General features: G+C 34.0%; 15 protein-coding genes and 3 pseudogenes. 1 reads left to right on the top strand and 17 read right to left on the bottom strand.

What is annotated here, in order from left to right:
- Positions 1-434: 434 nt before the first annotated feature.
- Complete coding sequence (locus QQS35_RS19470) at positions 435-1622, top strand: Gfo/Idh/MocA family protein (protein WP_285933906.1); 1188 nt, start codon at positions 435-437, stop codon at positions 1620-1622.
- 388 nt (positions 1623-2010) lie between these two features.
- On the opposite strand, the gene QQS35_RS19475 is transcribed toward QQS35_RS19470, so the two are convergent.
- From QQS35_RS19475 to QQS35_RS19555, 17 genes and pseudogenes are all read right to left on the bottom strand, one after another.
- Positions 2011-2916 carry an alpha/beta fold hydrolase gene (locus tag QQS35_RS19475; protein WP_285933907.1) on the bottom strand — a complete coding sequence of 302 codons (906 nt, stop codon included), beginning with the start codon at positions 2914-2916 and terminating at the stop codon, positions 2011-2013.
- Between the two features lie 80 nt (positions 2917-2996).
- Positions 2997-3824: a nuclease-related domain-containing protein gene (locus tag QQS35_RS19480; RefSeq protein ID WP_285933908.1), complete on the bottom strand. Its 828-nt coding sequence runs from the start codon at positions 3822-3824 to the stop codon at positions 2997-2999.
- A gap of 384 nt (positions 3825-4208) precedes the next feature.
- On the bottom strand, positions 4209-4673 hold the full coding sequence (locus QQS35_RS19485; protein ID WP_285933909.1) for a hypothetical protein: 465 nt from the start codon (positions 4671-4673) through the stop codon (positions 4209-4211).
- A 180-nt stretch (positions 4674-4853) separates the two neighbouring features.
- A complete protein-coding gene (locus QQS35_RS19490) occupies positions 4854-5039 on the bottom strand; it encodes a hypothetical protein (protein ID WP_285933910.1) in 186 nt (61 codons plus the stop codon).
- A 161-nt stretch (positions 5040-5200) separates the two neighbouring features.
- Positions 5201-5872, bottom strand: coding sequence for an AAA family ATPase (locus tag QQS35_RS19495; protein ID WP_285933911.1), 672 nt, complete (start codon positions 5870-5872; stop codon positions 5201-5203).
- Between the two features lie 72 nt (positions 5873-5944).
- Positions 5945-6706, bottom strand: coding sequence for an ATP-binding cassette domain-containing protein (locus QQS35_RS19500; protein ID WP_285933912.1), 762 nt, complete (start codon positions 6704-6706; stop codon positions 5945-5947).
- A gap of 187 nt (positions 6707-6893) precedes the next feature.
- A complete protein-coding gene (locus QQS35_RS19505) occupies positions 6894-7436 on the bottom strand; it encodes a CPBP family intramembrane glutamic endopeptidase (RefSeq protein ID WP_285933926.1) in 543 nt (180 codons plus the stop codon).
- 1358 nt (positions 7437-8794) lie between these two features.
- The gene (locus QQS35_RS19510; RefSeq protein WP_285933913.1) at positions 8795-9427 is read right to left on the bottom strand and encodes a type 1 glutamine amidotransferase family protein; all 633 of its coding nucleotides are present in this window, start codon (positions 9425-9427) and stop codon (positions 8795-8797) included.
- A 75-nt stretch (positions 9428-9502) separates the two neighbouring features.
- The gene (locus QQS35_RS19515; RefSeq protein ID WP_285933914.1) at positions 9503-10465 is read right to left on the bottom strand and encodes a helix-turn-helix transcriptional regulator; all 963 of its coding nucleotides are present in this window, start codon (positions 10463-10465) and stop codon (positions 9503-9505) included.
- 64 nt (positions 10466-10529) lie between these two features.
- Positions 10530-10631, bottom strand: a pseudogene (locus QQS35_RS19520) (helix-turn-helix domain-containing protein); the annotation flags it as partial.
- Positions 10632-10863: 232 nt separating this feature from the next.
- Positions 10864-11928 (bottom strand): 3-deoxy-7-phosphoheptulonate synthase, encoded by a 1065-nt coding sequence (locus QQS35_RS19525; protein ID WP_285933916.1) that lies wholly within the window; start codon positions 11926-11928, stop codon positions 10864-10866.
- Positions 11929-12121: 193 nt separating this feature from the next.
- Positions 12122-12214: pseudogene (locus QQS35_RS19530) on the bottom strand (pre-toxin TG domain-containing protein); the annotation flags it as partial.
- Positions 12215-12239: 25 nt separating this feature from the next.
- Positions 12240-12428 (bottom strand): hypothetical protein, encoded by a 189-nt coding sequence (locus QQS35_RS19535; RefSeq protein ID WP_285933917.1) that lies wholly within the window; start codon positions 12426-12428, stop codon positions 12240-12242.
- Complete coding sequence (locus QQS35_RS19540) at positions 12429-12557, bottom strand: hypothetical protein (protein ID WP_285933918.1); 129 nt, start codon at positions 12555-12557, stop codon at positions 12429-12431.
- Positions 12558-12691: 134 nt separating this feature from the next.
- On the bottom strand, positions 12692-13258 hold the full coding sequence (locus tag QQS35_RS19545) for an SMI1/KNR4 family protein (protein ID WP_285933919.1): 567 nt from the start codon (positions 13256-13258) through the stop codon (positions 12692-12694).
- 2 nt (positions 13259-13260) lie between these two features.
- Positions 13261-13872 (bottom strand): HNH endonuclease, encoded by a 612-nt coding sequence (locus QQS35_RS19550; RefSeq protein ID WP_285933920.1) that lies wholly within the window; start codon positions 13870-13872, stop codon positions 13261-13263.
- A 74-nt stretch (positions 13873-13946) separates the two neighbouring features.
- A pseudogene (locus QQS35_RS19555) lies at positions 13947-14437 on the bottom strand (hypothetical protein); the annotation flags it as partial.

Consider the following 14437-nt stretch of genomic DNA (forward strand, 5'->3'; position numbering starts at 1 on the left):
CCTTTTCTAAATATCGAAATGATTTAAATCTAATTCTAGCCCAATTGTGAGAAGTGCTTTTTTCTTAACCTCGTTCAAAATGATGATTGTATTATTTTGGTTTTCTTTGAATTAGATTTGCAACAACGGAAGGGACTAAAAATTGATTAGGTTAATCTTAGCGCTTTCATTTGCAATTAGACAACCAATCAATTCTCGATTTAACACACAAAAACCAGAGGCAGTTCAAACCGTTGATACGACTAGATTGTAGCGCTTTCATTTATGTTCGAATGTTATAATTGTTTGTTTTTTGTAAGAATGGTTCCTTGGTTTCACAGGTCTAATATAATATTATAGATTTCGAACAAAAATGAATTATAGTGTAAGTTCTAATACAATTGATGGATTATGATATTTCAGTAAAGAAATAAGTAAAGTCAAGGGGGATTTACATGAAGAATAAAGTTTCTATTGTGTTAGTTGGGATAAGTGGATACGGTAGCGTCTACGTTAGAAATTCACTAGATGAAAGTGAAATTGCATATATAGTAGGTGTTGTTGATATTAATCCGAAACACTCCAATTATTACGAACAATTACTTGAAAAAAATATACCTATTTACGATACATTGGAAGCCTTTTATCAAAATTACAATGCAGATCTCGCAATTATATCAACACCAATTCATCTCCATAAGCAACAGTCCTGTCATGCAATGTTAAATGGAAGTAATGTATTATGCGAGAAACCTGCAACTGGTAATCCAAAAGAAGTTGGAGAAATGATGAAAGTGAGAGATCAAACTGGTAAGTTTCTTGCTATTGGCTATAACTGGTCATTTACAGAATCAGTTCAACAATTGAAACAAGATGTACTTGATGGATTATTTGGAAAACCAAAACGGATGAAATCAATCGTATTATGGCCGCGAAACGAGGAATATTATGCACGAACTGGATGGGCGGGGAAAAAATACAGTTCTAATAATGAAATGATTTTTGACAGTATTGCGAACAATGCAACCGCACATTTTCTACACCACATGTTTTATTTATTAGGATCTTCCATCGATAGTAGCTGTTTGCTAAAAGATGTGACCGCTGAGCTGTATCGGACAAATGATATAGAAACCTTCGACACGTGTGCAATAAAAATGAACACTACAGAAGACGTAGAAATTTATTATTACGCTTCACATACCGTACTAGAGAATAAGAGTCCACAATATGAGATTGAATTTGAAAATGCAACGATATCCTATAATCCTAACAATAATCATAACGAGATTGTTGCTAGCTTTACTAATGGAGATAAAAAAGTGTATAAAGATCCACAACAAAATACTTTAGCCAAGCTAAACGTTTGTATTGATGCGGTAGCAAATCAGCACAAAGATATTCTGTGTGGTGTAGAAGCAGCCTCTACACATGTATCCTGTATACAGGCTATCCATGAGTCTTTAGAAAATGCCACAGTTTTTTCAGAGGTGTTAGTAAATTATGAAGAAGCAGAAAAATTATGGTGGGTGGATGGATTAGAACAACAGCTACAAGCTTGCTACACCAAGTGGAGACTTCCTAGTGATGAAGGGATAGAATGGGCTGAGAGAGGAAAGACAGTGAGACTTTTGGAATCATGAAGAAACCAGATCTTTGTTTTGAAATCTGTTTTTACTTTTGAATTTATCATGTCTCTGTAGAGGGACATAGGTATGATGTGCCCCTCTTGTCCCTAGGTTGATTTCACTGCTTGTTTATTGGATGTGTGTCCTCTTCGTCAAAACTTGTCTATTTGAAGGGACTGACCCATACGTTTCCATTTTAAGTCGCTGGATCATTACTTTCCTTAAGCTATCTGATGAATCCAGTTCAAGTATAGCTTTAAAGTAAAGTTTGATTAAAAACAACTAAATCCCATATTCCACGATAAATAAATAGAATTCATTTTGAAAAAATTTTGAATAATTCTATAGTTAATCTTCATCAATTGCCCTTTCACTAAAAAAAATTTTCTTTTTATTCCCACTACTAAATCACCGATGAATGGCTTATAAATTCTTTTATTACTTTAACATACAATTCAGGTTCTTCAAACCTAGGAAAATGACCGCTGTGGTTAAACATGTATAGTTTACGATTCGATTGCCCATTAGTAAACGCAGCAAGCTGATCATCTGCAGTCACCCAGTCATATTTGCCTTTTATCAATAGCATTGGACAATTAACAGATTCAAGTTGAGGAAGCAGTGATTCAAAAACCTTTCCTTCCTGATATAACTTTAGCTGATGATTACTAGCTCGTTCCCAGTTTTCTTGCGGAATACCAGACTTTTCGGCAAGATCATCAAAAAAGTGTTTTTCTTCCCCATGGACATACAAATTGTCTTTATATTCACCCAAATCCACGAGAAACTCTATACATTTTTCCCAAGTTTCTTCTGGATCAGTTATCTTTGAAGCGGCCAAGGACTCTTCCACCATTCCATGTTTTCCTAATCGCTTATATTCCCGATTAGCACCTATAATAAGTGAGCGGGCGGTGCTTCCTAAATCAAAAATAGGACATTCCAACAGAATCTGTGTCACTTTTTCCGGATAATGCAATTGATAATGTACGGCTAAATACCCACCAAATGAGTGGCCAATGATACCCCACTTCTTTATCCCCAATTGCTCACGAATGGATTCACAGTCCTCAATCAAGTCAAAAATTCCGAATGATTCTTCATCCCCAATTGGATCCGATCGAAGTACCCCTCTTTGATCAATTGCAATGACTCTCACAAACTGTGAAAGCCGCTGACCTTGATGTTCAATAAAGTCATAAGAACCAGCTCCCGGTCCCCCATGTAAATACAAAAATACAGGTAAATGATTCTCACCGTGAATCTTATAATAAATATTTTTATGTTTAACTGTTATATGTCCGTTCATAATATTCTCCTTTTTATCTGTGTTTTAAGTCAACAAAAACTAAAAAATGAGCCTATTTAATTAAATAGACTCTCTAACTTTTATTTCTGATGGTCAAAACAATACACTTTTCCGTTAAATCGCTTGTTTGATAGGCAAAAACTTTTTACTTTATCTGACACTGCTTTATTACAAACTACACACTTACTCGTAGATGATGGTTTTGGAGTTGTTTGAATAGGCGCACTCTTTAACGCTTCGTTATGTTGTAAACGAATGGCTTTATCCGTTATGTTTGCCTCTAGCACACTTTGATAGATTTTATCAATTTCCTCTTTTGTTAAAAGCACTTTGTCATGTTGCAACCTAAGCACATTGACTTTTCTTTCGATAAATTCTGATAGTTCAATATCATAGACGATTAAATGGTTGGAAGCTATCTTCCGTAATTCTACATCAATTTTAAATGTGCACCGTTTTGTGAAAGATACCATGGATATAATAAGATCCTCGTATTTACTGCCAGCAACCTGTAGTAGTGCTTTAATATGACCATAGTTTTGATAGAAAGGATTCATGAACTTAAACTTCCCATTCACTAACCACGTCTTTCTATCTTTCCCACCATAAATAGTTCCTTGATAATTTTTCGTCTCGATAACAAAAATCCCATAAGGCGTGATTACCACATGATCAATTTGCGAATATCCAGATTTTGATTTCGCATTTTTAATCATGACATCATTTATGTATCGATATTCTTTCGGCATTTGTGCGAGCTGAATATCAATCTTATGCTCACCAATCTGTCCTTTAACCACTGCCAGTTCATCATTGGTTCTATTTGTTGGTGATTTGTTGTTTTTAGTTTTTGGTTTTACTTCTTGAGCTTTTATTTCTGGTTGCTTTTTCTTTAAAAATTTAAACATGGTTTTGCTCCTTGAGGTGTATATTTATAATCGATACTCAGATTAAACTTCAATAATCTCAAACAATCGGATATTTTTCAATTTAACTTTATAATTAAATACACTAAAATACCCAGCACAGTTGTACTAAATGCTGTGTTTATTACAAAATAGATCTTATTTATATTAGACACTCCCTTAATAAGCGACTTGTTTTCAACTTGCACACGATTTACCTCTCCAGCAAGCTCATCATGTTTTTGATTTACTGAGTTATTAAGTTTTTTAAAAGATGAAACAGTCTCCTTTTCATGTTTATCCAGCCGCTTAGTATACTCCAACCATTTCCTTCGTTAAAATTCACATCATCTAAACATAATATTCCTTGAACAGCAACAGAACCATCTAATAATAGTCTGATTTATTATCTTTCGCTAGATGAAAGTAATCTATTAACTCTCTTAATCCTGTAATTGCATATTCTACACTTGATGTATTTTTCACTTCACCAATAATTAATTTCACTAATAGATTTGTTTCCTTTTCATAGACTTCTAGTAGGAAATCAGGTCGACCACTCCAGAATAATTTTGTTGATCCACGATCAAAAATATCTGAAGTTAATTTATTCGACATAACGAAAGATTGATATCTTTGAATTAAATAAGGATTGTTGCTGTCAGCTACTTCATTTTCTGATACACGAAAGGAAATATTATTTGACCCTGTTGAATCGTGGTAGAGTTTATATAGATAAGACTCTTTTTCCCAAGAAGCCAACATATTCTGTGTTCCATCCATTAAATGCAGTTGACTGTTATTTGTATTTTGTTTAATTAGTTTAACAATCCAGTAAAGTTCAAACAACACGTCTTCTTTCTCCGGTGCGATGAATGTTTCTTGGAGAAGTTTTTTAATAAAAGATCCATATACAAAAGGCTTTGAAAAAGCAGCATGGTTTTCTGAGTGGAAACAATTAAAACAAAATATAGCGCATGCTTATAAAAGGAACATTTACATCCAACGTATTGATCAAGTAAGTGTTTCTAATCAGGAACGTACACTTTCACTGGTCGAGAATATCGTCCTATCTTTGTAGTTTCTCGCTAAGCGTTCTTTGGTTGTTTCTCCCCAATCAATCTGCCCTCTAACTTCACCGATATGTGTTTCATTTTTGGCAATGGTTGTTGTTTTAAACCGCTTTAAAAGGACAGGCAATATTTTTGCGAATTCCATTGTTTCTTCTTTCAGCAAAAAGCGAATGGTTAATAACTAATCTATATTGGATATATTGACATTCATTTTTGAAAGAAAAGAATTTATCTTTACTCTCCCTGCCTTTAAATAGCCATGGAGATACCCTGAGATTTCTTCAAGTAACTTCTCCTTTTTGACACTCATTCTAATCCACCATTACCAAAGAAATCTCCTGCGAAATCATTCAGATAATCTAAATCAATAATAACATCAGTTTGTTCGGAAACTTGCTTGATAAACTCTTGAATACGTTGCAGCGATAATCCCTCAAACTGCGGCAACACATATAAAATGATGGCCGACGTATAGTCCTCACTTTCCTGTGTATGTTTTGCAATATCCTCAAAGATTGCTAAGCCAATTTTACGGTAATTGTTAATCACCTTCCAGATGACTGTTAGTGTCGATACATTTGGATAGGTATCCATACCCCATACATCTAAATATTGTTGCGTTAAGTCGTCGTTAATATCATTTGGAATCCCAACAGGAATAAATGCAAAACGGCGCATAAACGCATAACTCATTTCATATAAAGAGGCTTTATCAATGATATTCATCGTTGCAATGATACGGCAGTCATTTGGTATTACATAGGTATGATCATCTGGCTCAAAGGTAGTCATAACTCCTTGAGGTTTCAACGTAATTGTTTTTCCGCTTTTAGAGTCAAACGGTAACGTCACTTCATCTCCCGTCAAAATGGAAAACAATGAACCAAAAGCTTTGTCAATATCTGCACGATTGATTTCATCAATGATAAGCCATGTGTTTTCAGATTTCTTCGTTACTTTATTTTTAACACAGTTCAAAAAGATACCACTATCAAAATACAAGTTACTCTCACTATCTGGACGATAACCTCCTACCGTTTCATAGGTTGACTAGTTAGAAGATGCAGTTACCATTTTTGCCTCCACATTGTACATGTCACAAATCATACTAGCTAATTTCGATTTACCTGTACCTGGAGGTCCTGTCAAAATAATATGCTTTCCATTTCTAATTGCAGTTGTAACTTGATTTAGAAGTAATTCAAAGTTCTTAAATACTAAACCATCTTGGAAAGTTTTAACATCCTTAAAATTAACTGTAGGGATAGCGTTCTCAATAAGAGAATGTCCCAATCCAATTCCATCATCCTCAACAGGAATTTCAGGTTTTACTGATTTCTGCCACCTTTTCGCAATACCTGATGTCTCATAGAAGTCGATTGTTTCATTTGAATACTCTTCTTCTAACTTTTCTCTTATTACAAGAAGTTGTTGATCTAAACCTGAAACTGATGTATTTGTAATTAAAACTGAGAATGCTTTAGCTATTCTTACTTTTTTTCCACTACTTGCAATACGTTCAAATTTTTCTGGAAGGAATAGATGTAGGACAATATGCTGTGATTGCACTCTTTTACCAACTTCTTTGCGTACATCTTCTGTTGCATTTTTTAATTTATTCGGATCATTTAAGATTTCTTTACGTCTTTCTAATGGTTGCTTTTTTAAATAGTCAACAATTAGGAACAAAAATGAAATCTCAAAATATTTGCTCGTGTTAAAAAAAGTTCCAGTAGCCCCTAATCCATATTTAATACCTTGAAATATATGGAGAGAATCGTCTAAATCTATTCCTTTCCATGAAGCAATCATTTTCAGTTTTTTTATTTTCGTAGCATAAATAGTTGATCCCTTATAAGGGAAAATATAATAAATAAACATTAATTCAATTAATCAATCATTTTTTGTAAAAGACCTTTTAAATGTTGCACATAATTATTCAGTATTAAAGGCTGTTTAAATTTGAAGCCTAAAAAGTAAAGTATTTAAAAACTGAGTCTTATTTAGCAATTGCGCCCTTTTGTGGCAAACTCCCTGTTCCTTTTAGAATACGATTTTTTCTTTTATTACATGCGAACAGACTCACAATCAGAATTAAGTTAACAATCAAAACGACAATACTACCTTCAATTTTATAGGTGCCACCTGATATTAGTGAATTGCCTTGAAACGTGCTATTAAAAAGATTTGGATAATCAGGTGCTAAAGAAACACCACCAAGTATAATTGCCCCAATCGTATTCCAAACAAAATGAGCAACTATTGGTGCAATTATTGTACCTGTATACTCCAATAGTAATGTTATAAACACACTCATTGAAATAACATTCATCACTGGGATTATACCTGCTTCAAATGCTCCAGCGTGCATAAAGGTAAATAACGCAGTTGTTAAAACAATTGCCACAACCACATTATATTTTTGCTTCCACAATTGATACAGATAACCCCTTACAAGCAATTCCTGCATTGCTGCATTAAAAAGGGCTGCCAAAATCCAAATCCATATAAGGTTAATATTATTTTGTCCTTGTATGTTCATAGTATTTGTAAGCAAAAGAAAGGCTATCACACTACATAGCCATAAGACACCTAATGCAATACCTATTATGGAATTTTTAACAAAATCTTGTGTTATCGGAACCCTAATTTTATTCCTTTCTGCAATGAACACAAAAATTATAGTCGGTATAATAACAGCAGCAAGCGGACCGAATTCAAGCCATACCCTCTGTTATGCATCATTATTAAATTGTAGATTTGGGATAAGCAAAATTATCCATACTGTAAAAAAGATTATTGTCTTTAAAATTGTACCTATCAGCTTTTTCATTACTAGTTCCTCTCTGAATACAGGTGCCTGTTCACTTCCCGAATAATCTCGTTTCACAGGATTGTTTCACGAGATTTTGATTGGTATCACCACTATAAGGGGGACAGACTAATACTATCATTTTCTATATTATACCTTTTAACAAGATTAAATTGAATATAGTTTTTATTAATAAGTCAAAAACTATCAATCTATTAAAGTAAAATAGATAGAAAATTTGATGCACAAAATCACTGAATATAAAACTGAGAAGAAAAAAGGATCTTAGGTTAAATAAGGATTTACTACTAGTGGTCAACTCAATTTTGATTAATTATCTAGTTCTGAAGAAATCTATCATTAAAATTCAGTACTAGTGCCAGGCACCACCCGTAATCTGTTAAAATAGAAAATCACGTGGTAACAGCCACTCACAATTAACATACTACTCACTACGCTTTAAACTTTTGATATGCATAAAATATGTTATAATTTACACATAGAAGTAATAAACTAAATAGGCCACAGAGGTAACTGTGGCCTATAGATAAGCGGTTCCCCCAAGAGGGATTGGTACGTTTTTGCGATAGACCTCACCTAAAGACTTGTGGGGAAATAGGGAGGTCTATTTTCTATTGATCAAAGAAACGATCAAAGCGAGAAATGCAGTCAAGAAAGTTCCAAATCTAAACATGGAAACAAAACTTTCATACATACTTATATAGGCATCACCCCCTTTTAACTGGGGTTAGCCGACCTCTCCTTAAAGAACATTATCTAAGTAGATTATATCATAAATCATCCAAAAAATGAGAACAAGCGTTCCTTATCGGTGCATAACGCGTATTCAATAGTATAAATAACTACACCTGCTTACTTTTGGCGTATCGTCAGGAAAATGCGGATGTACAACGTCAAGGAATTTTCAATACTAAAAAGCCCAACTTACCGTTAATTAATAGAGAAATTAGGCTTTTTCATTACTCCATAAGCATTTTTAAGTTATATTCAAAAACCATTCTTTGAATTTCTCTAAAACATGGTAATTATTTAAACTAATGTAAATCTGCTAAGTTGCTTTTTTTAGCTCATCTATTCATTGAATCCATTAACTGGAAGAAGTATTCAGGTTTATGAGTCTTATTTAGGTTATACCATGAATGTAATGCATCTGGTGTAAATACATCTATTTTTTTCAGTACCTCCATTGCAAATTCCAGAGGAGCTATTCCTGATGCAGTAACTAAATTCGCATCAGATACCACTGATCCCAACTCATAAAACTTTTCTCCTTTATAGTTAGGACAAACCATTTTAGTATATTCTAAGTTATTACTTGTATGCTTTCTAGTATCTAAGTATCCCATATTCGCGAGGCCCTCCGTTGCACCACAAATTGCAGCAACAATAGTACCAAGCTTTAAAGCTTGGCCAATTCTTTCCAAGATAGGTTGATGAATTTCTTCACTCCAAGTAGTCCCTCCTGGTAAAATTAAAAGATCTTTACTCTCAAGAGTACATTCATCAAGGGAAATATCTGGTTTTATGCTCAGTCCTCCCATAGTAGTAATCATTTCTTTATTAGCTCCTACTGTAATTACTTTTAAAGGTGCTAAATCTTTTTTGAAATATCTTCCAGAGTTTAGTTCAGCAATTAAATATCCATATTCCCAGTCCGACATTGTATTAAATACATATAGAAAAACTTTTTTTGTTTGCATCCAATAACACTCCAATCACAATTGATATAGCCAACTATAACATTACTTCCCTGACACCTAGCGTCAGGGAAGTAATCAATTTTGATGAAATGTTATTAATTCCGACAAAACTTCAATCATTCTTTTCTTAAGGCTGATTGGCTCAATAACTTTAATAGATTTATTGTACGGTAAAAGTAAATAAGGTACATATGTATGTATGATATCTTTTTCAAGAAGGAATACTGCTTGATTTGAAGTCCGTTCTTGTAAATAATGTCCTAAAAACCAATGTTGGCAAATATCAGCCAATACATTTTTATCCCCACTAATAACCAAAGAAATAATCCCTTCCTTATCTTCTATAGTTGGTAAAAGATTTTTTATAAAAAAGTCACGTGCTGAAAAATTTTCTGGCCGGTTAAACTTACTTTCAGTTAGCATTAGACTTTCCATTCGATCTACTCTAAAACTACGGATATCATTCCTAAGATTACAAAATCCAATCACATACCACTTATTATTCCAATAGATAATTCTGTACGGATCAACCAATCTATAAGTTAATTGCTTTTCGTCAATTTTATGGTAAGTAATTTTTACTGCGTACCCGTCAGCTACGGCCTGCTCCAACTCCTTCAAAAAAGGTTCCATAGAGCGTGAACTTAATCGACTTATTACTTCAAGACTAGTTACATGTTGGTTTATCTTTGTTTCCTGCTCTTCATTTGAGTATTTACTTAGTTTTGAAATGGCCCTATTTAGTGCTTCACCTCCATAATATCCGGCTTCTTCTGCAAAATCAGCAGCGTGCAATAGTGAAGTTTGCTCCTCAAAATCAAAAAAAAGAGGAGCCTCAATAAAATTGTTCAATAAAGTGTATCCACCGTTATGTCCTGGTTCTGATATTATAGGTACGCCACTTGTTGAAATTGTATCAATATAACGGTACACAGTCCTTATATTCATCTCTAACTTTTCCGAAATTTGTTTTGCAGTAATTTTTTCACCTGAACGAAGCATCCAAAGAATCGCTAGCATATTGTCAATTTTAGGCATACACTTCCACCTCTATATGAAATTTATTTTCTATTATATATTTTCCGATTTTTGGTATAACTCATCAACTGTCCATTTCCGATAGCTTTCTATATAACGAGACCCTAGACACATTTGTAATTTCACAAATGTGATATACAGTCATATCTCCTTCTTTATAAACCTGGGTTCTACTCCATCTTTGCTTATTAAAGAAATTCGAAATAAGACAACTTAAAAACTTTTACTCTAATAGAATATCGAATAACATTTAAGCACCTTCATCAAATGGGGTTAGCCGACCTCTCCTTATAGAACATTATCTTCGTAGATTATATCGTAAATCATCCAGAACAAGTGTTCCCTAAAGCATCCAAGAAAAAGGTGTCAGTCACTAGCGAGTGTCTGACACCTTTACATTATTTTTCCTCTGTTTTATGAATTTCATAAATAAGTTCTTTTGTACTTTCCCATCCAAGACAAGGGTCTGTAATTGATTTACCAAATTCTATTGGTTCTTCTTGCCGTCCTTCTTCAATATAAGATTCAATCATAAATCCGCGAACATATTTCTTAATTTGTTTATTCCATTCACGATTAATTAAAATTTGACGAACAATACGAATTTGTTCTAAATATTGTTTACCAGAGTTATTATGGTTCGTATCAATCATGATAAACGGATTTTCAAGATGCATTTTTTCGTAAAATTTTATAGCGTCTAGTAAATTTTCTGTATAGTAATTTGGGATATTTTTTCCGTACTCATTTACCCCTCCACGTAGAACTGCATGTGCAAGAGGATTACCTTCCGTTTCTACTTCAGCGTAATTAAACAGAAAATTTTGTGCATGTTGAGCAGCATAGATACCATTAAACATTACGTTCAAATTACCTGAAGTGGGATTTTTCATGCCTGTTGGTGCATCAATACCACTGGCAACAAATCGATGTTGTTGATTCTCTACACTTCGCGCCCCAATTGCATGATAGCTGACAAGATCATCAATCAAAGGAAGATTTTCAGGATATAGCATTTCATCCGCTGTTGTTAAACCAGTCTCTGTAATTACTTTATAATGTAATTCACGAACAGCTTTGATTCCGTTAATCAAGCTAGGACTACCTTTTGAATCTGGCTGATGGATTAAACCTTTATATCCATCACCATTGGTACGTGGTTTTGCCGTATATACCCTCATGACAATAAAAATCTTATCCTTAACTTCCTCTTGTAATTTTGCTAAGCGGCGAGCATATTCAAGAACAGCTTCTTCATTATCAGATGAACAAGGACCGATTACCAAAAGCAAGCGATCATCTTCACCTTTAATAATTGCATTAAGTTCCTTATCACGTCTTTCTTTATGCTTTAACGCTTCTCCTGATAATTTCCCAAGCTCTTTCATTTCTTTAATATTGATTTTAGGGCTTATTTCTCTAAATGTCATAATGTTAATACTCCTTTTTACTAAACCGCACAAAAAGTTTGTTATTTAACTTCCTATTATACAACGGGGATACGAGCTTGACAATTCTCAAACTGCTTCATCCCTGGGTGACCCCAAATCTCAATTTATAATCTGATTCCAATAGGCCTATTCCCCACATCATAATGTCCTTCGCTTACAGACAAAACGATCACTTTCTCTTTCTACAGGGTCTGGTCCCAATACCCGCAGCCATTGCGGCATAGGTTACCCGTTGACCAGCTGTTAGTTCAACACCGGTAATTGGATCGACGCCATCTTTCACTCGCAGGTAATCATATTGAACTGTTCAACCAATTGAAGGGCTATTCTTTTCCCAACTCCTTTTCTAGTTCCAAATACTTTTTTAAGATTTCATTCTCCATCTTTAAATTAGATACTTGACGGTCTTTCTTCTCCGCATCGCTCATAAATTCCGGACCATGGCCGAAAGTATATTGTTTGCCAATTGGTTGATCAAATCGATGAACTTCTCCCGATTTATACCACTTCATTCACGTCTCTACCTGAGATTTATTTTTAATATCATATTTGGATAGAATTTCTTTCGTTGTCAACTTACCACTTAATTTTTCTCTGACGACTGCCCATTTAAGTTCACTTGAATATACTTTTTTACCCATGCAAAAACACCTCCGATTTTAGTACTTGTCTTAAGTGTACCATTTCCGAAGGTGTTTTATATTGTCTCACTAATTTATGTTAGTCCAAAAGGCACTTTGGCAATCAAGGTTTTTTATAATTTATTTATGTAATACTAATCTTTTAGTAAATCTTCGTCTAAGAAGAGTTCGATATCATCTATATTGACATTATTCTTTCTTTCATGAAATGAAAATTTTGAAATAAACTCTTCAAATGAGTTTGCTATAAGGTAATAATATTCTTTTCCATCTTCATCAGTCGTTTCGTTTTCATGATACCAATAATAAATTTTTCCCCTGTATTTATCTTTTAAGCCTATACATATTAAATCTCCCCCATCTGCATCTGCGATAGGCATTACAATACTTCCTAAAATACCTTTATAAGTTTGAATGATTGATTCAATATTATAGACATTATTAGTAATACCATAAAAACCACCTATCGAGTCAAAACCATCCTCGGGAGTTACAGGGGTAACTTCAATTGGCTGATACATTATATTTTCTTTAATAAAACATCCTCCATATTCAAGTAAAAACTCTTTATAGTCTAATGGTAAATCTACTCCATACAATCCTTCAATTGTTTCGATTGACTTATACGCGTTTTCTTTTTTTGATACAACCACTTCTGAATCAATTATTTCATCTAATTTTTGCTTTATTATTTTGTCCATTTTTATTTTCCTCCTCTTAAATCTGATGCTGAACCTATATGTGGTATATTAGCATGTAAATCTATTGGAATTAACTCAATTTCAGTAGAACTTTTATGATGAGGTGTTAAGCCTTTTTCTTTTAACCAGGACTTTGCTTGATTTTGTGACCTAAACCCTTTTAATTGCATAATTTTTTCATACACTAAATTAAAATCATTTTTAGAGCCATCTAACATACCTTCTTTAAATTTAATAGAACCTTTACTCCAAGGTGTGAAGTTAGGTCTACCATCAATAAATTCTACACCTTTGCCATTCGTTACACTCTTAACTTCAGGTTTATCAGAATACCATTTCCCATTACCAAGCTCTCCATCCCATTTACCATTTGTTCTTGGTAACCTTGTTTTGGGATTTTCTATACTCTTAACAACCAACGAATAAGTATCTTCCAACTTCTTCCTCAACAGCCCCGGGTTAACCACATTCATCGGACCACCCACCGTTCCCAAGGCCGGGTCCAATCGGTAAGGTTGTAAGGAATCCAACATATCTTGCAGGGTAGCTCTCCCAACTTCGCTTGGTTCTTTTGCCATTTGTTGAGTTTTGGCAATTATATCTTTATTCGGCATCGATAGGTTTGAATCACCTAATACTTTACTATAAGCCCCTCCTCCGACTACCGTCGAGGCAAATCCGAAGCTATTCAACAAGTGATCTGGAGATAGTGGGTCTTCTGGGTAACTGCCCCTATGACCATATCGGTGGCACCAACTGATACATAATTACTAATGGTTCGCAAAGATGGATCTTCGAGCATTTGATAATAGTTATCCATTAATCCTAAATAGATACCTTTGGGAACACCAAAGGTCATCGCATTACCAAAGTCACCCACAGAGTCGAATGTTTTATCGGAACGTTCTATATGATCGTTGACTATCGTAGAGAAAATTTCTAAAACACTATTCGTCGTTTTAACACCCATCTTTTTTGCTTCATCTAGCAGAATATTTTTCATAACTTCCATGGATGCTTTTGCTGATTTTGCAGCTTTTACTCGATCTTGTACTATTTCTGTAGTCATGACGTTATAAGGAATCTGACTTACCTTTTGTCCTATCAACGTTTGGAGTGCCGTATTTGATATTAAAACAATATCTTCAACACTTGTTTGTTCCCCTTGCCTTTGTTTGT

The sequence above is a fragment of the Aquibacillus rhizosphaerae genome, assembly GCF_030282825.1.
In the GTDB taxonomy this organism is placed as follows: domain Bacteria; phylum Bacillota; class Bacilli; order Bacillales; family Amphibacillaceae; genus Aquibacillus_C; species Aquibacillus_C rhizosphaerae.